At 42.9% G+C, this 25,238-nt stretch carries 18 protein-coding genes; 8 read left to right on the forward strand and 10 right to left on the reverse strand.

Going from position 1 to position 25,238, the window contains the following annotated elements; genetic code table 11:
- Positions 1 to 382: 382 nt before the first annotated feature.
- Positions 383 to 1,639: an erythromycin esterase family protein gene (locus ECHVI_RS17165; protein WP_015267289.1), complete on the reverse strand. Its 1,257-nt coding sequence runs from the start codon at positions 1,637 to 1,639 to the stop codon at positions 383 to 385.
- A 261-nt stretch (positions 1,640 to 1,900) separates the two neighbouring features.
- Positions 1,901 to 2,599 (reverse strand): hypothetical protein, encoded by a 699-nt coding sequence (locus ECHVI_RS17170; protein ID WP_015267290.1) that lies wholly within the window; start codon positions 2,597 to 2,599, stop codon positions 1,901 to 1,903.
- 256 nt (positions 2,600 to 2,855) lie between these two features.
- Between ECHVI_RS17170 and ECHVI_RS17175 the strand changes: the two genes are divergently transcribed.
- Both ECHVI_RS17175 and ECHVI_RS17180 read left to right on the forward strand, forming a co-directional pair.
- A complete protein-coding gene (locus tag ECHVI_RS17175; RefSeq protein WP_041738816.1) occupies positions 2,856 to 4,706 on the forward strand; it encodes a TlpA family protein disulfide reductase in 1,851 nt (616 codons plus the stop codon).
- A 267-nt stretch (positions 4,707 to 4,973) separates the two neighbouring features.
- Positions 4,974 to 5,354, forward strand: a complete 381-nt coding sequence (locus ECHVI_RS17180; protein WP_015267292.1) for a PH domain-containing protein — start codon at positions 4,974 to 4,976, stop codon at positions 5,352 to 5,354.
- 163 nt (positions 5,355 to 5,517) lie between these two features.
- Here ECHVI_RS17180 and hxlA read toward each other — a convergent pair whose 3' ends face one another.
- The gene (hxlA, locus tag ECHVI_RS17185) at positions 5,518 to 6,150 is read right to left on the reverse strand and encodes a 3-hexulose-6-phosphate synthase (RefSeq protein WP_015267293.1); all 633 of its coding nucleotides are present in this window, start codon (positions 6,148 to 6,150) and stop codon (positions 5,518 to 5,520) included.
- Positions 6,151 to 6,191: 41 nt separating this feature from the next.
- On the reverse strand, positions 6,192 to 6,779 hold the full coding sequence (gene hxlB, locus ECHVI_RS17190; RefSeq protein WP_015267294.1) for a 6-phospho-3-hexuloisomerase: 588 nt from the start codon (positions 6,777 to 6,779) through the stop codon (positions 6,192 to 6,194).
- A gap of 205 nt (positions 6,780 to 6,984) precedes the next feature.
- On the opposite strand from hxlB, the gene ECHVI_RS17195 reads away from it, so the two are divergent.
- Positions 6,985 to 7,827: a helix-turn-helix domain-containing protein gene (locus ECHVI_RS17195; RefSeq protein ID WP_015267295.1), complete on the forward strand. Its 843-nt coding sequence runs from the start codon at positions 6,985 to 6,987 to the stop codon at positions 7,825 to 7,827.
- 150 nt (positions 7,828 to 7,977) lie between these two features.
- Here the strand turns inward: ECHVI_RS17195 and ECHVI_RS17200 are convergent, their stop codons facing one another.
- On the reverse strand, positions 7,978 to 9,306 hold the full coding sequence (locus tag ECHVI_RS17200; protein WP_015267296.1) for an ammonium transporter: 1,329 nt from the start codon (positions 9,304 to 9,306) through the stop codon (positions 7,978 to 7,980).
- Positions 9,307 to 9,610: 304 nt separating this feature from the next.
- On the opposite strand from ECHVI_RS17200, the gene ECHVI_RS17205 reads away from it, so the two are divergent.
- Entirely contained in the window at positions 9,611 to 10,690 is a 1,080-nt protein-coding gene (locus tag ECHVI_RS17205) for an AI-2E family transporter (protein WP_015267297.1), read from the forward strand.
- A gap of 134 nt (positions 10,691 to 10,824) precedes the next feature.
- Here the strand turns inward: ECHVI_RS17205 and ECHVI_RS17210 are convergent, their stop codons facing one another.
- The gene (locus ECHVI_RS17210; protein ID WP_015267298.1) at positions 10,825 to 11,385 is read right to left on the reverse strand and encodes a type 1 glutamine amidotransferase domain-containing protein; all 561 of its coding nucleotides are present in this window, start codon (positions 11,383 to 11,385) and stop codon (positions 10,825 to 10,827) included.
- 339 nt (positions 11,386 to 11,724) lie between these two features.
- Here ECHVI_RS17210 and ECHVI_RS17215 point away from each other — a divergent pair, with 339 nt between their 5' ends.
- Entirely contained in the window at positions 11,725 to 12,165 is a 441-nt protein-coding gene (locus ECHVI_RS17215) for a hypothetical protein (RefSeq protein ID WP_015267299.1), read from the forward strand.
- Between the two features lie 178 nt (positions 12,166 to 12,343).
- On the opposite strand, the gene ECHVI_RS17220 is transcribed toward ECHVI_RS17215, so the two are convergent.
- On the reverse strand, positions 12,344 to 13,228 hold the full coding sequence (locus tag ECHVI_RS17220) for an AraC family transcriptional regulator (RefSeq protein ID WP_015267300.1): 885 nt from the start codon (positions 13,226 to 13,228) through the stop codon (positions 12,344 to 12,346).
- Between the two features lie 582 nt (positions 13,229 to 13,810).
- Here ECHVI_RS17220 and ECHVI_RS17225 point away from each other — a divergent pair.
- From ECHVI_RS17225 to ECHVI_RS17235, 3 genes are all read left to right on the forward strand, one after another.
- Positions 13,811 to 16,828 carry a SusC/RagA family TonB-linked outer membrane protein gene (locus tag ECHVI_RS17225; RefSeq protein ID WP_015267301.1) on the forward strand — a complete coding sequence of 1,006 codons (3,018 nt, stop codon included), beginning with the start codon at positions 13,811 to 13,813 and terminating at the stop codon, positions 16,826 to 16,828.
- An 11-nt stretch (positions 16,829 to 16,839) separates the two neighbouring features.
- Entirely contained in the window at positions 16,840 to 18,441 is a 1,602-nt protein-coding gene (locus tag ECHVI_RS17230; RefSeq protein ID WP_015267302.1) for a RagB/SusD family nutrient uptake outer membrane protein, read from the forward strand.
- 272 nt (positions 18,442 to 18,713) lie between these two features.
- Positions 18,714 to 20,960, forward strand: coding sequence for a S9 family peptidase (locus tag ECHVI_RS17235; RefSeq protein ID WP_015267303.1), 2,247 nt, complete (start codon positions 18,714 to 18,716; stop codon positions 20,958 to 20,960).
- A gap of 109 nt (positions 20,961 to 21,069) precedes the next feature.
- On the opposite strand, the gene ECHVI_RS17240 is transcribed toward ECHVI_RS17235, so the two are convergent.
- The 3 genes from ECHVI_RS17240 to ECHVI_RS17250 all read right to left on the reverse strand — a co-directional run bounded on the left by ECHVI_RS17240 (position 21,070) and on the right by ECHVI_RS17250 (position 25,238).
- Positions 21,070 to 22,755, reverse strand: coding sequence for a DUF885 family protein (locus ECHVI_RS17240; RefSeq protein ID WP_015267304.1), 1,686 nt, complete (start codon positions 22,753 to 22,755; stop codon positions 21,070 to 21,072).
- A 288-nt stretch (positions 22,756 to 23,043) separates the two neighbouring features.
- Positions 23,044 to 23,949: a metal ABC transporter permease gene (locus tag ECHVI_RS17245; protein ID WP_015267306.1), complete on the reverse strand. Its 906-nt coding sequence runs from the start codon at positions 23,947 to 23,949 to the stop codon at positions 23,044 to 23,046.
- The gene (locus tag ECHVI_RS17250) at positions 23,946 to 25,238 is read right to left on the reverse strand and encodes a metal ABC transporter permease (protein ID WP_015267307.1); all 1,293 of its coding nucleotides are present in this window, start codon (positions 25,236 to 25,238) and stop codon (positions 23,946 to 23,948) included. Before ECHVI_RS17250 ends, ECHVI_RS17245 begins: the two co-directional genes overlap by 4 nt.

The raw sequence follows: 25,238 nt of genomic DNA on the forward strand, positions 1-25,238 counted from the left end.
CCAAGCCACGTTTTCACAGCAAGAGGATATAACAAAAATAGAAAAAAGTGCAGCTCATCAAAAAATACCAGCTATAAAGAAAAAATTACTTAATTGTTAATTCCTTGATCTCACACTTAAGATAAAGTGTATTTGCCATTTAGTAAAGGAGCTAATATTCGTGTAAGACAGAAGTAATCTGTGCCGCTGGCATTCTTTCAGGGAGAGGAAAGTTTAGAGTTTCCTGCAGTTGGAATCAACAGGTTTCAGGATATACCGTGCCGATAGCACTTTGGTAGACGGTCTACGTCACCACGAGTATAGCGAAGTGATCTAAAGGTGATGTGATTAAAATTAGACAGGATTTTTTACTATCGCGGCGATTTGCCTATGAGGCAATCTATTATCTACTCAATTGTAGTATTTTTGATGGTTTGGTGGCTTCAAAATGAATAATGCCATCATATTTCTTTAGTAGTTTTTGCCGAAATTCATAATTGTATTTCTTCTGATATACAGAACCAATTGAAATGGTGGTTACTTTCTGTTTTAATTCCTTGTATGTACTACTTTCTCTATTCAGTTGACTAAGATCTAAAAATGTGATAGGAGAGGGTGATTTGTCCAATATCAATCCAATATCTGTAAGGGACTGACTTCTGATATTAAAGGATGTAAGGATATTACGCTCAGTATCCATTGCTGTAAAAGCCCCCTTGCTAAAGGTAAAACCCAAGGCATAATAATTACTTCCATAAAACCTTCCAAGATGTTTTCCCAAGGAGGCTCCGAATAAGTAACTTCTGTATGATATATGGCTATTGTGTCCCCAAAGGAATATTTTAGTACCCTGTTTTTCCTGTTCGATAATCCATTTAATATTTAGTGCCATTTCCTTATCCCTATGATGCATATTAAGTTTGTTCTTTTTCTGCCATTTAAATGCTTGAGAAATGGATGAAAAAGCATGTGAAATAAGTCCTTCTGTATTACTCGGAACTTGGAAATTATCAGTGATTTTCTTGGAATACCTTTCCTTGAATTTCTTAAATTTTACTTTTAGGGCTTTTCTTTCTTTATTATTCATTTTGAAGAAATCGTCAAAGGCCATTAAGGTGGATATATCTGTATTTGACAATTCATAGCTGTTTCTTTCAAGTATAATTCGCAAGTTTTTGGCAATAGGTATAGGATTTTGGATATCCAATCCGTACATGTGTATTTGCGCTTCAGGTTGTTTGTTCGCATTGTATTCCCTCATCCATTTTACCAATTCCAATACCTCAAATGTAGAGTAAGTCCAAAATCCAATATTACTGACCAGTTTATATGGATCACCAATACCTTTCGTGATGTAATCATTTATGGCCAGGACATTTCCGTAATTAGCTTCTATTGCAAATACATTAAATTGGTGTTCGGTAACCAAGTATTTAAAGATTCGGTGTTTCATCTGGAAAAAATCTTTTGTCCCATGAGTAGCCTCACCTGCACCAACGATCGTTGCTTCCTGTAAATATTCCGACAGAAAGTTCAAGTCTTCTATTGGGGCATTGGGAGCGAGGTTTTCAATAGCATGAAAATTGTTCTCTTGCGCAAGAACCGGAATTGAGTTGGTCAATAGAAAGTAAAAAAGGAGTGTTCTGGGTAGGTTTTTCATATTTGTAATTATTATCGTCCGAGTAAAGATTTTAGGATTGTAAAAAATTCGTCCAAATCTGCCCCTAAATCCCCTAAAGGGGACTTTGTTATTTTATTATCCATTCAAAGAACGGGAAGTTTTACGAAATCAAATAAATCTTTTCTGTTTTCATAAAACTACGTTTCCAGCGTAATTGAAATTTAATCGGACGACAGTGATTTGTAATAGCAATTAAAAATTAGACCTCCTTTCGCACAGCGAAAGGAGGCCTATTGGTCATTAATATTTCACTAAATGGTAATTGATGCCAAATGAAAATTCCTGGCCTGTCTTACCAAAATCAACTTCATAGTCATAACCATTCTCATCGGCATAGGCATTTTTCTCGCCATAGAACCTCCCCGGAGAGTAATAGGCTTCGATACCAAGTCTAGGTAAAATCATATAATTGACACCTACATGGATTTCGGATGCGATGTAATTTGTTTTTCTCATGACGGATTGCCCCGAATACCCCATTGTGGTTCCTTTTTCCCTATAGAAATTAGCGCTCAGTCCTGCAAATGGGGAAAGTTTTCCCGATAGGGTAAAGTACTTTCTGAACAGTACCCCTCCTCCGATTCGGTCAAGATCCGTGTCAGCATGCAGAATGGATTCATTGTTTTCATTAAGGATGGTATGGTTTATTTTGGACTGGCCAATGACCATCTGTGCTCCAAGATAGTATCCTTTGCCCAAAAATTTCCCTACACCAGGCGTAAAATAATAAGAGGACTTTTTAAATGTAGATTGATGTGTTTCCTCAGGGTTTGGTGTAGCTTGAAATACCGTGGAGAAACGGTCAGAATACTTGCTAAAAGAAAAACCAGAACGGATAATGATGTCCTTAGAGGTTGTTTGGGCGGTAGCCTGTTTGATGGCCCCGATTTTGAAAATAAAAACGGCAGCTAAAAATGCCAGAGCATGTTTCTTTGTCATGATAAAATACTGTTTAGAATAAAATTATTTCAAAAATGGCAAAAAAAAATTAACAGACAAATATTCCGTTGTTTTTAGTTTTCGGAGGAAATATGCTATCAAAAAATACTCATTTTGAGTATTTTTTAAGTGTTGAATATTCGATATCTTGCGAAAATTCGGTTTTTGACCAACCGAATCCCCCCTGGTGTGTAACGTGTTGTGGTATTCATCACAATCAGATTTTTATTCATTTCCTAACACATATTTTATTAACATGAAAACACTGTTTTTAAAGGCCTTTATGTCCTTTTTGCTTTTATGCTTCGTTTCACTAACCTTTTGTAAAGCTTTTCAAGATCTCAAATCCAGTCAAGAGATTTCCCTGGAATCCAGTACCCCATCCGTCAAAGCGCCGATTATTAACGGAGATACGGCTCGATTAGAAGGATATATAAAAGGCTATGACAGTTCGCTGGAATTTACCACCGGAATCATTTATGTAGAGGATGTTATGGAACATGCATCTTTTCCCGTGGTGGTAAAGGTTTTTCCGGATGGAAGGTTCGAAGGGAAATGGCCCTTGCTTTTTCCCAGCTATACATCCATGAAAATGGGAAACCATTGGATTCCAATTTATATGGAGCCTGGAAAAACTTTGACGATGATACTGGACAAAGAGGATTTTGAGGAGGGAGCCAAACGACGGGATAGCCAATACCAATTTAAACATACACAATTCAAAGGACCACTGGCTCAGGTAAACAGCCAGCTACAAGGATATAAATTTGAGCAGTTTAATTATAACAGGCTGGAGGATCAAGTTAAGTCCTATACACCAGTGGAATTTAAGGAGCGCCAAATGACACTTCACCAGAAGCAAATGGAAAGGGCAAAAGCGTATATTGATGGTAATGATATAGATCCCAAAGCAGCCTCAATCATCAATAACGAAATCTTAACTAAAAATGCTATCGTCCTATTTGATTTTGAAGCTAGGCGTCGGTATCTGGCCGAACGCGACACCTCCGCATCCCTTCAAAATAATGAAGTGCTAAGTAAGCCCGTTTCCGAAAATTATTATGACTTTCTTCAAGAAATGCCCTTGGACGATAAAGCCCTGATGGTTTCTGATGAATTTAGTACGTTTGTTAATCGATTCGAGTTCAGCCAGCCATTTACTAGTAATAATCCTACGTTCCATATCCCCTTGAGACAACCTGATAAGGATTTGTTATTGGACTTTTTAGATCAAAAGGGAATAGAGCTCTCCGAGATGGACAGAAAATTAATCACTATAAGTTTGGAGGATGAGAAAACCAAGGAGGATTCCTTGTTTCTACAGGCACACGAGGACAGCCTCCAGCTTTTTGCTCAAAAACACGGTCCCATATTAAAAGAATTTTTCAAGCGATCCATGAAAGATCAACAACCGTCTAAATTGGCCTACTATAAAGCATATTGGAGCAATAGGGACAGTGTGCTAGTTCATCAGTTGGGCCTAAAGGACAGCTGGACCTATGAAGTGACCAAAATTCGGAACTTGGAATTTGCTCTTGATTTTATCGGACCAGAGGAGGCAGGAGAATACTGGGAAAGCTTGAAAGCCGGTCTGAACTATGAGGAGCTTCAACGTAAAGGACAGGAAATTTATGATAAAGTAGTCCTGGAACGGGAATCCCAACCCTATGCGATTGAAGGGGAAGGTGCCGAAATTTTCAAGGAAATTATAGCTCCTTTTAAAGGCAAGGTACTTTTTGTGGATTTTTGGGCAACCACATGTGGCCCATGTGTCTATACCATCAAAAAAATGAAAGGTACCCGTGAACAATATAAAAACAAGGGAGATATAGCGTTTATCTTCATTACCGACATAAAAGGCTCTCCTGAAAAGAAATACCAAGTCTTCATCGATGATCAAGAATTAGAGCATTCATATAAGCTATCTGTAGATGAACACAACATGTTGCGGCAACTATTTAAATTCAATGGTATTCCACGCTATGTGGTGATTGATCGGGAGGGCAAAGTATATGATGATGATTTTGCGATGCACAACTTTAACGCCGAACTCCCACGCATACTCGCAGCCAATCCTTCTGAAGAAGGAGTAAAAACAGGTGATTAAACTCGTGCCGTGTTATTCGTAAAATGACCTTTCGACTCTCTGATCTTCGCAGGAGGGCAGGGAGTCGAACCCCATAAGGAACGTCAAATTAAACTTAACACAGCACTAGGTATGCCAATAACCAAATGGCATAACCTTTTGCATGTAAGGAAGGTAGCTGTACCTCATAAGAAAGGCCTTGCATGGTTACGGCGAGGTTGGCAAGAGAATATACTAGAGGGTAGGGATCATTTCAGGGATTTTGTACATTAGAAAAAAAAGAATTATATGGGATTATTTTCATCATTGCTGGGCAATGCCGGAGTCGTAGAACCGGAAAAGCTACAGGCCGATTTTGGCCAACTACTGATAGATGGCGAGGACCTTGAGATTGGTTTTAAGCTCATCCGTGATACTTTCATTTTTACTAGTAAACGGCTGATCCTTGTGGACAAGCAAGGCTTAACTGGAAAAAAAGTGGAATACAAATCCATTACCTATAAAAGTATCACCAGGTTTAGCATTGAGACTGCTGGGACATTTGACTTGGATGCCGAATTGAAAATATGGATATCCGGTGAACAACACCCTTCATTGGTCAAAAAATTCAACAAATCTGTTAATGTCTATGATGTGCAGAAAGTACTGGCCCGACATGTCTTAGGCTAATGGTTTATATATTTCTGTAAAACATGCTTTTGTTAAAGTAAAAGTAAAGTTAAAATTACTTAATACATTGTTATTAAGTGAATTAAAACCGTAAAAAACTATCTCCCATTGACTTTTGTTTGGGTCAAATGAAGTCAATGGGAGACCGTTTGGTTAAATAATATTAATCGGCCAATAGGGCTTCTTTAAGAGCTTTGGCTGCTGCTGCAGGGTCCTCAGCACCATAGATGGCTGCGCCGGCTACGGCCACTGTAGCCCCCGATTTTTTAACGGCTTCGATGCTTTTCAGATTTACTCCTCCGGCAATAGAAACCGGTACCCCTGCCCGTGATGCTTCGTCGATGAGCACTTGGATGGAGTATCCCGGATCTGCCTGTTCGTCCAAACCGGCATGAAGCTCCACGAATTCAACCCCCAGTTTAATTACCTCTTGGGCTCTTTTTACACGATCTTTTACTCCGATCGTATCCACGACAACAGCTCGGTTGTATTTTTTAGCAGCTTCGACTGCCCCAGAGATAGTGGCATCTCCTGTGGCACCCAAAATGGTGATGTAGTCTGCTCCGGCTTGAAAGGCCATTTCTGCTTCCAGTGCACCGGCATCGGCTGTTTTGAAATCAGCAAAGACCTTTTTGTCCGGGAAAGCCTCTTTCATGGCGGTAATGACACTTAATCCCTCACTTTTGATCAGCGGAGTTCCCAACTCGATAATGTCAATATAGGGAGCAACCTTGGTGGCCAAGGCAATGGCATCCGCTGTTTTCAATAGATCAATGGCGACTTGTAATTTGGTCATAATTCTTGTGTATTTAAGGTAAAACTATTTTTATAAATCGGCTATTCCATGTTAGCATGTCTTGTCCACAGCTCTTCAGGGCTGGTTTTACTCTTTTTCCAAAGGAAATGAACCAGGCCATCAAACAGGATGAGAAAGGATTGTTCAAAGAGGCTCCCGGCGTATTGGGCAGAGATGGAGGTATGGAATTCTTGCTTTCCGGCTGCGGGAATAATGACGCTGTGTTGAGCAAGCTGGGCTAAGGGAGCATCCTGATTGGTGCTGAAACTGATGACCGCAGCACCGCTTTTACGGGCCGTTTCTGCAGCTTTAACGATCGATCCAGTAGTGCCTGATCCAGAAGCGGCCAGCAAAAGATCCCCATTACTTATGGCTGGTGTGTTGGTTTCCCCGACCACATAAACCGTATAGCCCAAATGCATCAACCGCATGGCAGCGGCTTTGATCATAAAGCCAGTCCGCCCAGCGCCAATGAGGAAAATACGGTTGGCATCGTGTAAAGACTGCACTACATCGTCGAGGTTTTCCAACTGGATACGGCTGAAGAGCTGTTCATGCTCGCTCAATATCCTGGTGATGGCATTTGAAATGGTGCTGTTTTCTGTTGTCATTTCTGATTCGTTCCACATAGTATGTTGCGCTTGTTTGATGGATGACTTGAAGTACACTGCAAAAGTAGGCTGCTGTTTTGGCGAAGGATGTACACAATTTGATAGATGTGTGGTACATTTTGCCCGTACTTATGGTGGGCTTGGTGGTATTGACTATTTTTGTGGTACAATATGGAAATCCCTCGAAGGATAGCCATTTTTAAAACCGATAAATGCCCCTGTTATGCTAAGCAATAAAGTCCTCTATATTCGAAATTTGGATAATTGTCCACCGGCTTATTTGGAGGATCCGGAGAGGAGGGAGTTTTTTGAAATCGTATGGTTGGAAAATGAAAATGCCTTGCATGAACCCCAGCATAACTTTCAGACGTTGCGAGGAGATTGGATTTACCTCATCCCACCATACAGGGTACATCAGCTGAACAAAGCCGGAAAAAAAGGTTGGTTGATCTCTTTTAAGCGGGAACTGCTGGAAGGGGACCTCAAGGAGTTTCTTTTGGACGTCTTCCGGATGTTTAATATTCAAGGAGAATTCTCATGCCTGCAAGTGAGTGAAGAAAGCTCTAAAGGGCTGAATACGGTCTTTGGGCTGCTCAAAGAAGAATACCAACAGTCCACGTTAAACATCATCATGATCAAAGCCTTGCTGAAAGTCTTTTTGCTGCAGTTGATACAGTTAAAAGAGCAGCATTTTACGTTACAGGATATTAATGAGAAACGGGTCTATGAATTTATGCTGCTCTTGGAAATGAATTATCTGGAGGAGCGATCGGCTGATTTCTATGCCGATAAACTGGGCATCAGTGCCAAGCGGCTCAACCAGATTTTGAAGGAAAAGCTGCAAAAAACTGGCGTGCAGCTCATTCATGACCGGGTGGTGCTGGAGGCCAAAAGGCAAATTATCCACAGTGAAAACACCATCAAGGAAATAGCCTTTGCGCTTGGATTTAAGGACCGCTCATACTTTAGCCGTTTTTTTAAACAACATGCCGGCCAGACCCCACAAGAATTCCAAGCCAGTGTTACCGCACATGTCCAGAATTATGACAATACCTTAATCAATTGACCGTGTAAAGTATGGATCAAATCGTATTTTACCAGTGAACAATATCCTCCAGCTTTTTTGCTTGATCCTTGGTTTTCAGACAAAAAAAGATCACCCAAAACGCGGGTGATCTTCAAAGGTTTGAGTCATGAATTTTTTACTGCGCAGGATTTATGCGGACTCTCCGTGCTGGGAGATATCCAGTCCGACTTCTTCGTATTCATCCCGTACCCTTAAGGTCACAAATTTGTTCAGCACGAAAAATATCGCATACGAAACCACAAATGAAAAGACCGATACACCTACCAATACGACCATATGAGAACCGAAGATGGCCCATCCGCCGTGTAGCAAGCTGGATCCTTCAGGATTAGCAAAAATAGCGGTCAAAATCATTCCGACAATTCCACCGACTCCGTGGCAGGCAAAAACGTCCAACGTGTCGTCCATTTGTTTTAAGAATTTGGCAGACAAGGCCAAGTTAGAGATGATGGCTCCTATAAACCCGAAAAACATGCTTTCTGGAACGGTGATGAATCCTGCAGCTGGCGTAATGACCACTAAGCCTACTACCGCCCCGATGCAGGCTCCCATGGCCGTAATCTTGCGTCCTTGCATCCTGTCGAAAAACACCCAAGTCATCATAGCGGTGGCAGAACTGATCGTGGTCGTTGCAAAGGCCAAAGCGGCTGTTCCGTTGGCAGCGAGTGAGGAACCGGCGTTAAAACCGAACCAGCCAAACCACAGCATGCCTGTTCCCAGCATGATATAGGTGATATTAGATGGAGCATGGTGCTGGTTTCGACGTTTACCAATAAAAAGAGCGCCTGCCAGAGAAGCTAAGCCTGCACTGATGTGCACCACGGTACCGCCTGCGAAATCCAGCACACCAAAATACGCGCCAATCAGGCCATCAGGGTGCCATACCATGTGACAGAGGGGAGCATAGACAAGTACGCAAAAGATACCGATGAAAAACACGTACCCAATAAATCGTACGCGCTCGGCAAAGGAACCCGTAATGATTGCCGGGGTAATGACAGCAAATTTCATTTGGAATAGCGCAAATAAAATGAATGGAATACTGCTGGCAATGCTTATATGGGGAAGTTTATTTACCTGATCAAAGAACATGTACTGAAAAGGATTGCCGATCAATCCATAGAGCTGCCCGTCGATGGTGATGCCTATAGGGTCTCCAAAAGCCAAACTAAAGCCCACAACTGTCCAGACCATGGTCACGACGCCGAGGGAAATAAAACTTTGGAGCATCGTAGAAATGAGGTTCTTTTTTCCGACCATTCCTCCATAAAATAGCGAGAGGCCAGGCGTCATCAATAGCACCAAGCAAGAGGCAGTCAATAGCCAAGCGATGTCCGAAAAAACCAACTGGTCTTCAGTACCAAAACTACCAGCTGCAGGAGCTTCTACCTGCCAAAATAAACCAGCTATTGAAGCTGCGATAATTGTCCCGAAGGCAACTTTCCACTTTTTCTTCATTGTATTTTTTAAAATTTGGCTACAAAACTAAGTCAATTTTCTGATTTTTCAGAATTTTCACTAAACTTAACCAAGTGATATCTAATATTAGGAAGGGATGTTTTTTTGTAAAAAAGGAAGCTATCGCTCTAGCAAATTTGTGATGCCTCCCTTAACCAGCCCCATGTGTAAACATCGAGGTTTAAAATGTAAGTACTGTTCAAACCAGTCATGTTATTTTATAATCTATTTAGGTAAAAAATTAATAAAATAAGTATAGGCATTGTTATTGTACTTTTAAGTTTTAAAGTGATACATTTATTATATGCAGAAAATACATATCCCTACATTTGTCCGCGTACTTTTCGTATTGCTTCTGATCATAACCATCGTTTTTATCTTAATTTTAGGGAAAAAACTGCTGGTTCCGTTGATGTTGGCGGGCTTGCTTTCCATGCTATTGACCCCATTATGCAAGAAGCTGGAGAAATGGAAAATTCCGGAAACGCTGAGTGCTTTTCTCGCGCTTTTGAGTGGGATTATCATCGTAGGAGCCATTATTTTATTGGTGGTGATACAGATCAAGGGAGTTAGCCAAGACTTGGGGGATGTCGGCCAACGGGTAGATGAGTTTTTTGCCAATATCGACCGGTTTTTTACGGCTCATTTGGGGATGCACCTGGGACTGGAGAATGGCATCGATAAGGAACAAATAGTCAATGCGCTTCAGTCTGGAAATCAATCTACAGCACAGTTCCTGCTGAACACTATTGGTTCACTTACCGGGCTGGTGCTGACGCCGGTTTTTATATTTTTCATGTTAATTTACCGTCGTCACCTAACGAATTTTTTGGTTCAACTGTTTGCGAGCAGAAATCAACGGGAGGTGAAGCGTGAAGTGCTCCATATCCGGAAGATGGTACAAGGCTATATCATCGGCTTGCTTAAGGTCATGGCCATATTGGCGGTTTTAAACACAGGTGCCCTGTACATTTTGGGTATTAAACATGCTTTGTTTTTCGGCTTATTTGCAGCCATTTTAAATATCATCCCTTATTTGGGCCCTTTTCTAGGGGCGATATTGCCTTTTTCTTATGCTATGCTTACGTCAGAGTCGTCCTTTTCACCGTTCATTATCATTATCCTTTTCACCATTATTCAATTGGTCGAAAGTAATTTCCTCACCCCTAAAATTGTAGGATCCAACGTTAACCTTAACGCTTTCATTACCTTATTGGGATTGCTACTGGGGGGAGCCATTTGGGGGATTGCAGGCATGATTTTGATTATCCCTAGTTTGGCTGTTCTTAGGAGGATTTTTGAATTGAATGACAGTACCAGGCCGTTTGCGTTTCTTTTAGCAGAAGAAAAAAATAACATCTTCACTAAAAAAGAGCCTAAGTAAAAAATAGATTATAAAAAGTGTGTTTAATGGGTTAAAAATCAGTTATTTAATCTTGGTTAATTTGATTGAATTTTAGTTAAAAAAGCAGCGCTTCCAATTCATGGATACGCTGCTTTTGTTGGTGTGCACTACTATTATAAGGTCTGGTTGGCATGCCTGCCTTCATAAACTTCTTCCACTAGTTTACGGTTAAAAGCAGGCAAATCATTAGGACTTCTGGAAGTTACCAGTCCCTGATCTACAACCACTTCTTCGTCGAACCATTTGGCACCGGCATTTTCCAAATCTTTTTTGATGGAATGAAAGGATGTCAATTTCCTTCCACCTACCACATCGGCATCGATCAGGATTTGAGGGCCGTGACAAATGGCAGCAACAGGTTTATGGTTCCTGAAAAAGGATCTCACGAAAGCAACTGCCTTCTCGCTGCGACGGAGTTTGTCAGGATTGATTACACCGCCTGGTAAAACCAAGGCATCATAATCATCTTCATAGACAGCATCCAATGTATGGTCTACTCCAATGTCCAAACTCCAGTTTCCGTCTTTCCAGCCCCTGATTCTTCCTTCTTCCAAGGAAATGACATGTACGGTTGCGCCGCTTTCTTCCAACGCGTTTTTTGGACTGGTAAGTTCTGACTCTTCAAAGCCATCGGTGGAAAGTATGGCTACTTTTCTGTTTTTTAAATCTTTCATGGTTAACGTGGTTTTGGTTATAAATTCGATTATGTTGTTGATATTTATAACACAATCACTGTTCCAATGGTAGTAGTTTTTGTTATATTTTTATCATTTTAACATATTTTAAATACAAAATTTCATTTAAAAGTTATATTACTACATAGTAGATAGGAATCCATTGGGAAGGAGGGGATCCCTTGGCTAAAAGTTTTGGGCATAAAACCTGTGAATTGTACAGATTACATACTAACATTATAATCAACACGACCTTGTTGTGCTAGATTTGCATCACAATCAGACTAGCTCAACCTGGCTAAACATTAAGGTATGATACTATTAACCAAAAATTGTAAGATGAAAAATAATCAAACCGTTGTACTCGTATGCTTTCTGATCTTGATGGTCATTTACGGTTTTCAGACCAAAGAACCTTGGACTGCTGACCAATTAGTTTCTCCGTATGACTTGAATGAGCAGATGGCTGTGCAGAAGGACAGCTTACCATTACTTCTGAGTGTGGGGCCAGCTGCAGTGATCAAAGGCTCAGTGGATATTGGGCCTGGTCAGGAAGAAGCCAATATCGATAAGCTAATCAAACGAGTGGAGAAACTGGACAAAGGTCAAGCTATTATCATTTACTGTGGCTGCTGTCCCTTACAGAAGTGTCCCAATGTGCGGCCTGCATTTAAGGCACTCAATGATCATGGTTTTCAGAATCACAAACTACTCGCCATTCTAAATAACATCAAGACAGACTGGATCGATAAAGGCTATCCTGTCAATCCACAGGATTAACGCTTCTAAAACTAACTAACACCCTTGGCTGGAGACCCTTATTCCTTGTGATGGCCATAGCTTTCTTGCCATCACTTTTGCATTGATCGCCTCAATGCATGGGATAAAGAATTCCCCTTAATCAATTAAATATGAGGTATTTAACAATGTTTAATTAAGTTAAACTTTAGTCAGTATATTAGCTGGCCATGTTATGCTTATTGGTGTGGGCTTTTAAATATTCCGAAGGAGTATATCCTGTTATCAATTTAAACTGTCTATTGAAATAAGAAATGTTATAATATCCGCTGTCGAAGGCTACTTCCTTTACACTGTATCCTTCTTCAATGAGCTGTTTACAAGCGTTTCCAATACGGATTTCATTGAGAAACTGTGAGAAGGTTTTGCGGGTATGTTGTTTAAAATACCGGCAAAAGGCATTGACACTCAGGTTGGCCACGTTCGCGGCATCCGACAGCGAGATGTCCTTGGCGAAATTCTCCATGATATAGTTAATGATGGCATTGACCTTTTTGGTATCATGTGGTCGGGTGCTGGGTTCGAAATTTATATGGCTTAGGGCCGTGATTTCTTGGCTTTTTGAAATGAGGTCCAGCTGCTTAAGTAAGTAGATTAACCGAGCCATTCCATCTTTTCGGGTGATCTTTTTAGCGGCTTTAAATAATTTTTGCTGCGTTTTCCCGTGAACCATCAATCCTTTTTTGCTGTAATGCAGGAGCTTTTTGACCGCATGAAATTCCGGCAAGTCCAGAATTTTTTCGCCCATGGTTTCTAGTGAAAATAGGATAGAAATGTTTTTTGAGCGCAAACCGGACCCTTCATTATAATAATCCTTATCACTTCTGAAGAAATGGGGTAGGTTCGATCCTAGAATAAAAATGTCCCCAGCGCTAAAGTTCCCAATGGCGTCTCCTATAAAATAAGTTCCTTTACCTTCTAGGATAACCATGATCTGTGTTTCGACATGGTAATGAAGATTGTCATAGAAGTACGGGTAATCTTCTTGGAGAATTCTTACCGCTTCTTCCTCGGTCTTAGCAATTTTAAATAAAAGGGGTTTCATAGCTTTGTTGGGTTAATGTTGAAAGTGATGGGTGGTGGTTATTTTAAGGGGGAAATACCTTGTTGGTTAAATAATGTAAAATTTACATTTATTTAACACTAACTATTATAGTCAGAATTCCGCATAAATGCACTTGGGATGTCAATAGAGTATTAGAAATGAATAAATATGTATGATTGATTTTTTACATACAAAATTATATTTTAATTTATTTCGTATAAATAAATTATAAGTTGGCCTATAAAGCTGAATTTTTATAATTGATTTGAGTTGCTTTTTGATGGTGGTACATTATTAATCTGTTCTTGCTAGCAGGAATAGGGGATGAAGAGACCATCATTACTTATTCACCAATCCATGGACTTTGGGATAGTCCTGCTATTAAAATTGGGTGCATTTTATTTTTCACCCGACATTATTGGGTTCAACTACTATTTCTGATAATCCTGTATAAGTATTGGGTATTATGGTGAAATGAAAGGATAAATGGATCTCCTAATTTTAGGTATAGTTTAAAAACAGCTGAAAATCAGTTGTTTAAACTTGTTTTTTTACATAAGTATTCACCTTAACCCATTCTATATGAAACACTTTACAAAAAAGGCTGGACTGCTTTTAAGTTTGACCTTAGGGGGATCAATGCTATCATCCATGACGGCACTGGCTATCCCTACGGAGAAGTCGTCCACCAAATTACATGCTGAAATGACATCGCTGTCGGATATGCGGGATATTACGGTGACAGGGACCGTCATAAGCGGAGAGGATGGATTGACCCTTCCCGGGGTTTCCATTTTGATAAAAGGTACCACAAGGGGCGTAACCACTGACATGGACGGTAAGTTTTCCATTGATATTCCTGATGAAGGGGCCACCTTGGTGTTTAGTTTTATTGGCTTTGCCCAACAGGAAGTGGAAGTATATACCGCCAAGGACCTTTCCATTACGCTGGAACCGGAAATGACTTCAATGACCGAAGTAGTGGTGGTGGGTTATGGAACCATGCGAAAAGGAGATGTGACCAGCTCTATTGGAGGAGTGAAAGAAGAGGATTTTGTGAAAGGAGCCGTTAGAGATGCTGCGCAATTGGTGCAGGGCAAAGTGGCAGGGCTTCGGGTAACGACACCGAGTGGAGATCCTGGTGCCAGTACGCAAATTAACCTTCGGGGCATCAACAGTATCAATGGTACTTCCAATCCTTTGATATTGATTGATGGTGTTCCAGGTGACTTGAACACCGTGCCACCAGAGGATATCGAATCTGTGGATGTCTTGAAAGACGGCTCTGCTGCCGCCATTTACGGTACACGGGCGACAGGAGGGGTGATCCTGATTACGACCAAGAAAAATTCCGGTGGAAACCGAAATTCCATTAATTACAATACGTATGTCAGTCTTCAGACGATCGCACGTAAACCTGAATTGCTTACGGGAGACGATTACCGCAGACTCATCGATGAAGAGGGCATTGCCTACACGGATTATGGTGGCAATACAGACTGGGTAGATGAAATGACCAGAAACCCTATTAGTCAAAACCATAACCTGAGCTTTTCTGGTGGAGATCGTAAAACCAATTTTACGGCATCACTGAATTACCGTAATTGGCAAGGAATATTCCTTCGCTCCAATCAAGAGCGGTTCAACATCAGGGCTGATCTGAACCACAGCATGTTTGATGATAAACTACGTGCCAATTTTCAAATCATCAACCGGGTATTTACCCGTGAAGAAGGTGGAGCGGACGGTTATGCTTACCGACAGGCTATTATCCGAAACCCAACGGATCAAGTCCGGACTGAAGACGGTGGTTGGCAGGAAAGAGATGGTTACTTCTATGAAAACCCCATTTCCAGGATATATGAAGCTGACTCAGAGTCAAAGTTCAAGGAAATGCGGGTAAATGGAAGTTTAAACTACAATCCCATCGATAATTTGGACATCAAGCTAATGGTCTCCAATGTCCAAAACAGTAACCTGACCGGTTATGCCACCTCTTTTCAGCACACCAATACGCGGCTGAACAATCAAAATGGTACCGCGTCCCGTTCCACTAGTGCTTACAATGAAAATTTATTGGAATTCACCACTAACTATAACAAGGCAGTAGGAGATCATTACTTTACCTTGCTGGGAGGATACAGTTGGCAAGATGCTACATACGAGGATTTCAATGCCTCCAACTGGGATTTTCCTACCGATTTGTATAAATGGAACAACTTAGGAGCTGGCGGTGCTTTGCAGGCAGGCCAGGCCGGCATGGGGAGCTCTAAAAATAAGTGGCAACTGGCCGGTTTCTTTGGCCGCGCCACGTACAGCTATCATGAAAAGTACCTGTTTATGGCCAGTGTGAGAAGGGAAGGCTCTTCCCGATTCGGAGAAAACAGTCAGTGGGGAACTTTTCCAGCTGTCTCAGTGGGGTGGAGAATCAGCAACGAACCTTTTCTAAAGAACTCGAAAAATATTGGTGAGATTAAGCTAAGAGCAGGATTTGGGGTGACAGGAACCATTGCCAACTCCCCATATCTTTCTCAGATCAGTTATGATTTTACACGTGCGCAAGGTGCTTACATCGGTGGCCAATGGGTTCAAGGCTTTATTCCTGCCCGTAACTTCAATCCAGATTTGAGATGGGAGCGTAAGGAGGAATATAACTTTGGTGTAGACTATAGCTTCTTTAATGACCGATTGAGCGGTTCCATTGATGTATACCGAAGGGATATCAAGGACTTGTTGTACAATTTCCCCGTTCCCGTACCGCCTTATTTGACGAACTCCATGACCATAAATGCCGGTGTTCTTCAAAATGATGGTATTGAGGTGTTGGTGAATGTAGTGCCTATCCAGAAGAAAGACTTTAGCTGGAATACCAGTATTACCTATTCTACCAATAGGAACAAACTGGTTTCCCTTTCCAATGACCAGTTTGAGGCGACCAATGATTTCTTTACGGCAGGTTATACCGGTGAACCGATTCAAGATTATACCCATCGGGTGGAAGTAGGGGGAGCTATTGGACGGTTTTACGTGTGGAAGACCGTGGGAACCACAGAAGATGGCGAATGGCTTATTGAAAACCAAGCGGGTGAAAACATTCCCATTAGCGAAGCCTCCCAAGAAGACAGACAGTATTATGGAAACGGCATTCCACTGCATATTTTGGGATTCAACAATAGCTTGAGGTTTAAGAATTTTGATATGCAGGCCAACTTCCGTGGTGCATTTGGGCATGAAATCCTGAATTTCCAACGGATGTTTTATGAAAACCCGTACAACCCGGCTTATAACATGCTGAAAACAGCTTATGATCCAGTTTATGGGAATCGTCTGAACAGTGACTTGGCCTTGGTGAGCCATTATATTGAGGATGGAGACTATTTTAAGCTGGATAATTTGACCATCGGCTATACGATTCCAAAGTTGGGATTTTTGAGGAATGCCAGGGTATATGCTTCCGGGTTAAACCTCTTTACCATCACCAAATATAAAGGAATCGATCCTGAAGGAGTGAGCATTACGGGCTTTGATCCGGGCAATGATCAGCGGGACAAGTATCCGACAACCCGTACCTATACCTTGGGACTAAATGTTACATTCTAAAAGCGATCATTATGAAATTTACTTATAAACCATTTCAGTATATACTGACAGCTGGAATTTTATCCACAGGCTTATATTCCTGTTTGGACCTGAACGAAGAAGTGTATTCCGAAGTAGTAGCCAGCAATTTCCAACCGACGGAAAAGGACATACCTTCGATCATTGCACCTGTTTATGGGTCTTTTAGGGGCTTGATGATGGGATGGCAAGGTTATTTGGATACCCAAGAGGAATCGGCAGATTGCATCATCACACCGGCCAGACCCAATGGATGGTACGATGGTGGAACCTACCTCCGCATGCACCAGCACAACTGGACTTCCTTGCAGTGGCAGCCGACCAATATCTGGCAAAGCGCATACCGCAGCATCACGACTGCCAACCGGGTGATGTCCCAAATTGAGGATGGGGAAATCCCCATTACCGATGGAAGGGAAGCCGTAATTGCTGAACTTCGGGCCACGAGGGCTTTTGCGTATTACTTGCTGTTGGACAATCACGGCAATGTGCCTATTGTTACCGATTTTAAAGATGTGTCCCTACCTGAACAGCGGAGTCGTCAAGAAGTGTACGATTTTGTGGTAAGTGAACTGCAGGAGGCCATGCCTTTGCTCAGTGAAGATGCCGGGGCTACCTATGGTCAGCTTAACAAATGGGGGGTACAGACGCTTTTGGCGAAGATTTACCTCAATGCAGAAGTCTATACCGGCACCGCCCAGTGGGAAGCCTGCATCCAGGCTTGTGATGCGGTGATCAACGGCAATGGAGGTTACGAACTGGATGATAATTATGCGGATATCTTTAATTGGGAAAACCATAACTCTCCAGAGATTATCTTTGCCGTTCCTTATGATGAAATCTATGGAACGGGTAATATAGTACATATGAAGACCTTGGATCCGCTCAGCAGGTTTGTTTACAATATGCAAGCAGGACCATGGGGCGGTAACTGTGCTGTGCCGCAATTTATCGACACTTATGATCCAGAAGATGGAAGGCTTAAGGACACGTGGATCATGGGGCCGCAATACAATGCTTCCACAGGGGAAATGGTCATTGACTATCAAAAGGAAGTCCCCAGTATGGATGGTACGGCCTCCAACGATGGTTTCCGTATCGGTAAATATGCCATAAAGCAAGGGGCCACTGGTTCCTTGGACAATGATTATCCCATGTTCCGATATGCCGATGTGTTGATGATGAAAGCCGAAGCATTGTTGCGTACAGGTAGGGCAGATGAAGCGGCCACTCTGGTGACACAAGTAAGGGAAAGGGCCTTTAGGGATGCAGCTCCTTCCAAGGCTCAAGTGACCGGTGCTGAATTGATGCAAGGCAGCAGCTATGAGTACGGAATTCAAAATGAGGATGGTTCTGTGACTGGAACCGGGGGAGCAGATATTCCTTACGGTCGGTTTTTGGACGAGTTGGGTTGGGAGTTTGCAGCAGAGGCGCACCGTCGGCAAGACCTGATCCGTTTTGGGGTGTTCCAAACCAAAAGCTGGTTTAACCACAGTCCCCATGCCCAAGCCCAGACGAGGACCATCTTTCCGATTCCCAATGACGAAATCAATAAAAATCCGAATTTGAACCAAAATCCTGGGTATGCGAACTAGAAACATCAAATATTGTTTGGCGCCACCACTATGATAAAGGGCAGTATTTTTCTAGATCAGCAAATTAAGCAAGCCTAATGGCCCTATTCATTCATGCCATGACGGGACGTCATGGCATGAATCGTTTACAGATCCTCAGGCAATATCAGATGGAGTAGATTAGGAGGGAAGCAGTTTGAATGTTAGCCTTAAATCATCCATTACTCCTTTTACAAAAGGTATTAAACTCATACTAACCAACTAATAAGAATAGAAACTAACGATAACTAACGATGAGAAAAACCTTACTTGTGGCCTTGATGGTGGGACTGTCATTTAAAGGGTTTGCCCAAGGCACATTGATTGATTATCAACGGGCTGACAGCATCAAGAAAGCCTTTGAACAGGTTTATCATGCTCCGAGCCGTTTTGAATGGATCGAAGATACGAATATGCTGTGGTACCAGATGAAAACCGAAAGAGGACAGGAATTCATCCAAGCCCATGTGGATAACCAGCAAAAGCAACCTCTCTTTGACCAGGAGTTAATCGCCGAAAAACTGTCCAATGTCCTTCAGGATACGATTAAGGCCTATGAATTGCCCATTAGGAACCTTTCATTTAAATCAGTGGGAAGCGTAATGACCTTTTTGGCAGAAGGATATCATTGGGAATATGACCTATCATCCGAAACCCTAGCTAAAAAAGAACCCATAAAAGACAATGGAAACCGGTATTGGGGAACGCGTTGGGATGATCGTAAAGGCGATCCCGTTTTGGCTCCAGACAGCAGTAGACAGGCCTTTATCAGGGAACACAACGTGTGGATAAAGCACCTTTCGTCAGGAAAAACGGAGCAATTGACGTTTGATGGTGCACCAGGACTTTATTACGCAGCCCACCTGCAGTGGTCCCCAGATGGGGAAAAGCTCGGTGCCGTAAAGGTAAGACCAGTTGAAGTGCGGCAGTTGACCCTGATCAGCTCCTCCCCAGAGGACCAGCTGCAACCAAAGTTGGAAACAAGGGATTACCCTAAACCCGGTGATGCTCTGCCCCAAAAGACCCCTGTATTGCTTAATCTGACCAGTGGTCAGCAGTTTGAGGTCGATCAGGCTTTGATCCATGATCAATTTGGGATTTCAGGGCTGAATTGGCGGGAAGACAGCCGTGCATTTACATTTGAGTACAACCAAAGAGGGCATCAGGTTTATCGGGTATTGGCATTAGATGCTACGGATGGAAATACAGCCGTAGTGATCGAGGAGACAAGTGATACCTTTATTGATTATTCTGGCAAAAAATTCCGTAAGGACCTGAATGACGGTCAAGAGATTATTTGGGCATCAGAACGAGACGGATGGAGACATTTATACCTGTTTGATGGCCAAACAGGCGAAATCAAACGGCAACTGACCAAAGGAGCATGGGTGGTCAGGGAGGTATTGGATGTGGATGAGGAGTCGCGCATGGTTTATTTTTTGGCCAGTGGTCGGTCAAAAGACGAAGATCCCTATCACCTTCACCTTTGTAAAGTGAGTTTGGATGGCGGGAGCGTTACCCAGCTGACCACTGAAAATGCCAACCATGACATTACGCTTGCTGCAGATAAGGAATATTTTGTGGATAACTATTCCAGGCAAGACTTGGCTCCCGTAAGTGTGGTAAAGTCCTTATCCACAGGAAAAACCATCATGGAGCTGGAAAAGGCAGTTATCCACAAAATCGAAGCAGCAGGTTGGCAAGCACCGGAAATATTTTCAGCAAAAGGCCGTGATGGCGAAACGGACATTTGGGGATTAATAATCAAGCCCACCAACTTTGATCCGCAAAAAAGCTATCCCATACTGGAATACATTTATGCAGGACCGCACAGTTCCTTCGTCCCAAAATCCTTTGGGCCCAATTATCGTGGACTCCAGGAAATGGCGGAACTGGGTTTTATCGTAGTTCAAGTTGATGGCATGGGGACCTCCAATCGCAGCAAGGCCTTTCACGATGTCTGCTGGAAGAACTTAAAAGATGCTGGATTTCCGGACCGGATCCGTTGGATACAGGCAGCCGCCCAAACCAGGCCGTACATGGATGTGGATAAAGTAGGCATTTTCGGGACATCTGCGGGAGGCCAAAGCTCCACAGGAGCACTCTTGTTTCACCCGGAATTTTATAAAGTGGGCGTTTCCTCGTGCGGATGTCATGACAATCGTATGGATAAGATCTGGTGGAATGAGCAATGGATGGGCTATCCGATTGGCAAACACTACGAAGCATGTTCCAATGTGGCCAATGCCCATCGTTTGGAAGGGAAGTTGATGCTCATTGTGGGAGAAGTGGATGACAATGTAGACCCTTCATCCACTTACCAATTAGTGGACCAATTGATCAAAAACAACAAAGAATTTGAATTCCTGATGGTGCCTGGTATGGGGCACAGTTCGGGAGGCGAATACGGTGAGCACAAGCGAAGGGATTTCTTTGTGAAAAACCTCTTGGGAGTGGATCCACCAGCTTGGACGGCTTTTGATAAATCCATCAGGGATTAATTTGTACAGCCAAAGGGAGAGCCTGTCGGAAACCCATTGGTTGTAACCTAAAAAAATAGCCAGTGCGGAGTATTAATTTCCACACTGGCTATTTTATTTTTGTCTTATTTTAGTCTAAAAACCTCCAGCTGGTGCGATGGTCTTTAGATAGGGTTTCTCCTTTGATCCGTGCACGAATCAGTTCGATGGGAAGGGTATTTTGCGTCATGATGAAATCATGGAATTCCTTTTCGCTCATGGTTCCTTGGTCTACCATCTCCGCCTTGAGGGCATAAAACTGCAGGCCACCGACCATGTAGGCGATTTGGTAAAGGGGACCATAATTCCCTTCGAAGGATCTACGCACCTCTGCTTCGGCATTGGCGTATTCGTGGCCTACTTTATCCACAAGGAAATCAATGCATTCCTGCGGGGTCATGTTCCCGAGATGGTAATTAAGAGAAAAGATGATCCGAGCACAGCGGTGCATTCGCCAAAATAGCATTCCTACTTTATCTGATGCATTTCTGGGGAAACTTTTGTCCCACAGGTTCAGCTCCCAGTAAAGGGCCCATCCTTCGATCCAGAATGGCGTATAGAACATTCTTCGATAAGGTTTGTGCCGTTGGTTCATAAAGCCTTGGAGGTGGTGACCGGGGATGATCTCATGCTGGACAGTGGCCCGGCTAAAATGCGGGTTATTTCCTCGCATGCTCATCAGCTTTTCCTCTTGGGTCATGGTGCTGGTAGGATAGGAGATGATAATGGCCTCACCACCAAGAAAAAATGGATTGACCCGTTGGGCTTCGGGGCTCATCATTTTGGTCCGCCAAGTTTCCTTGGCCAGTTCCGGAATGGTAATGAGGTCGTGTTTTTCCACATATTCGGTGGCTTCCACGGCGAGATCATACACGTCTCCAGGCCATTCCCCTGGTGGTGCATAGGAGTTTTTTACATGCTCCAACGCCGCTTTCCAGTCATTGCCATATCCCAGTTCTTGACTGGCTTTCAACATTTCTTTTTCACAATAGGCAAATTGCCGCTCTGCTTCATCGATCAGCTCCTGGGCAGTATAAGGAATCAATTCAAATTCCAATTCTTTCTTGATCGCTTCCGCTCCAATTGGTTTTCCAATGATGCCACTTCCGTCATCTTTCACGATGAAGTTTTCGTAGTGGGCCTTTAATGCTTTTTCATAGGATTCCAGTAATGCAGACAATTCCTCCCAGGGCTTTTTGACCCACCACGTAAATGCGGGATCGTAATCATTATAAAACAAGTAGGCTTCCTCCAACGTCTCTTGGAGTGATCCAATCACGTCCGCCGCCAATTCTGCCTTTTGCCAACTGCTATAGGGCGTGGTGGAAGGTAGCTGTTCGATTTTGCCTTGAAGGTTTTTTTTGGCATCGGTAAATTGTGCAGCAATGGCCTTGGCGTCTGGCTTTTGGGCGCTCCTTCTGAAGATATAAAAGGCTTCCAGTTCATCGGCAAAATCCTTTACGTCAGCTACTTCTTTATATTCGCTGAATGCTTTATCATGGAAAAATACTGCTTTCTCAAGGTAATTTTTAAAGGCCAAATAATCGATCTTACCGTCCTCGCTCAAGGCTCCATAATCCATGTCTTGAACTGTAGTCAACCAGTCTTCGTAAAGCCGCCCAAACCTTTCAAAATACTCCTCAGAAAGGGCGTTTGAATACTTTCTACTGAGGGCAGAACGATCGGCTTGAAAGGTCTTGATGGGTTCATATAACTCACTAGACTCCGCCAAGAAAGGCAGGAACATGAGGAGCAAAAATGCTAAAGTGTTCTTCATAAATGATGTAAGGTGAAATGAATAATAGTACAGTTGGATTGTTTTCCACCTTTATATTATGAAGAAATCGCCTAAAATACTTCCCGCTGATTGATATAGTATTGGAAATGAATAATTTGGTACAAGGAAAAGGGGACATGAAAACGTATTGGGAAGTTAACATGCCCGGAGCAATGGTCATGTGCGATCATGTTACCATCCAGTTGTTCTCCATGATAGCGAAAATGGTGTCATGATGGTAATTCCCTACTAGCCTCCGGAAGCATACAGATGCACGCATCCCTAAACCTATTCCGTCGACCATGAGCCGACCTTTACAGCGGCCAATTTCTTCTTGATGCGGGGAATTTGCCTTCGTTGGAGTATCACGGTGGTAAAGAAAAAGAACCCGGCCACGGAAGCCATGGCCCCAGCAATGGAGCTGTTGAGGAAGTAAGCCATGTAATAGCCCAAGAAAGAAATGACAACGCCCAATACCACGGTGAGCTGGATCAGTCGGTAGAGGTTTTTGGTCCACAGATAGGCCGTAGCTGGTGGCACCACCATGAGGGCAACCACCAAAATAGCCCCAACCGCTTCAAAGGAACTCACCGTAGTGTAGGAAACCATTCCCATCAAAGCGTAATTTACCCCCACGGTGCTTAATCCCAATGTCGCCGCAAATTCTTTATCAAAGGTGCTGATCTTTAACTCTTTGAAAAACAATATGATAAACCCTATGACCAAGACCATGTTTATCAGGGAGAGGTAAGTGACGCGCGGCCCAATGATCTTGCCGGATCCCGTAATCCACAGGTCAATCGGCACATAGGCAATTTCTCCGTACAGGACACAGTCTTGGTCAAGGTCGATTTCATTGGCCAAGAAGGTAATCATGATAATCCCAAGGGCAAATAAAGAAGTAAAGGTAATCCCAATGGAAGCATCTGATTGTAATTTCACCTTGTTACTGAGGTATTCGATAAATACCGTAGCAAGGATTCCCACAAGCCCGGCACCGATGACCATGGTCAATCCATGACGGCTGCCTGAAACCAAAAAGGCTATGACAATGCCCGGCAAAACCGCATGACTGATGGCATCTCCTGTCATGGCCATTTTGCGCAGCATCAGAAAAACTCCCAACAGCCCACAGGATATTGCGATCATGGATCCAGTGGTGATGATCAGAAATGCATTAGGGTCAAAACTCATGATTTGTCTTTGTCTCGTGGTATAATGGATTGGTGTGGATCTTCCTGTGGAAAGTTCAGGTTTTTATCCAACTGTCTTTCCAGTTCAGGCGTGATAATATGCTCCAGTTTTTCAGCACTGTCGTGCACGTGGTCGGGAGCGATGTTCATGTACTCTGTCATGTACAATTCCCATAGTCTGTGCAACCGTACGATCCTTCCGGCCTCTTGATGCCCTTTTTGGGTGAGGGATATAAGTGACTGACTGTCATTTATATAACCGCCTTTGTTTAATTTGTTTATGGCGTATTGCGTTCGAAAGCTTTTGCCGGGGAAATTGGTAAAGATGTCACCGGCAGAGAGGCCATCTTTCCCTTGTTCTGTCGCCGCAAAGAGCGCTTTTAAGATATGGTCACGATGTATTTTACGTTGATAATTTCTTTTGGAAATCCATTTGGTCATGATGCCTTTCTTGGTGGAAAAGAAAAACGAGAGGAAGGCGATCAAGGACAGCACCATCACCACCCAAGGTCCGGTGGGCATATGGGGCAGCACAAAGGAGATATAGGCACCTGTAATGCCAGAAATCACCGAAAATATTACGGCAATCACAAGCATTAAACTAAGCCGATTGGTCCAGAACTTGGCCGCAGCAGCTGGAGTGATCAGCAAAGCCGCCATGAGTACCACACCGATGGCCTGGATACCGGTGACCACGGCCAATACCATGAGGGAGTTAAACAAAAATTCAAGCCGTTTGACCGGCAGTCCAACACTTTCCGCAAAAGATCGGTTGAAGACCATGAGTTGGAATTCCTTGTAAAATACCAATATTACCATGATGATGGCCAAAGCCAGAAAACCATATACCCAGAGGTCTTGCCCGACGATAGAAATGGCATTGCCAAAAATAAAATGATCCAAACCGGAAAGGGAAGCATTGCCGGTCTGCTGCAGCTGGGTCATCATCACGATGCCCACCCCAAAAAAGATGGACAAGATCGAGGCAATTACGGTGTCCTCTTTTAATTTGGTATAATTGGATACCCAGGTAATGGTATAAGTAGATAGCGCTCCTGTCACAAAGGCTCCTGATACGATCCAAAAAGGGTTTTTGCTGCCCGAAAACATAAAGGCCAAACACACACCAGGAAGCACTGCATGGGATATCGCATCACCGACCAGGGCTTTCTTGTCCAAAAAGGTAAATGTCCCGACCATGGCGGCACTGATGGAAAGCAAAACGATTCCCGTGACGACCATCAGAACGTTTGGATCCTGAAAGGAAAAGAAATAGATAAATTCTTCCAT

Source organism: Echinicola vietnamensis DSM 17526 (assembly GCF_000325705.1).
Classification (GTDB): Bacteria; Bacteroidota; Bacteroidia; order Cytophagales; family Cyclobacteriaceae; genus Echinicola; species Echinicola vietnamensis.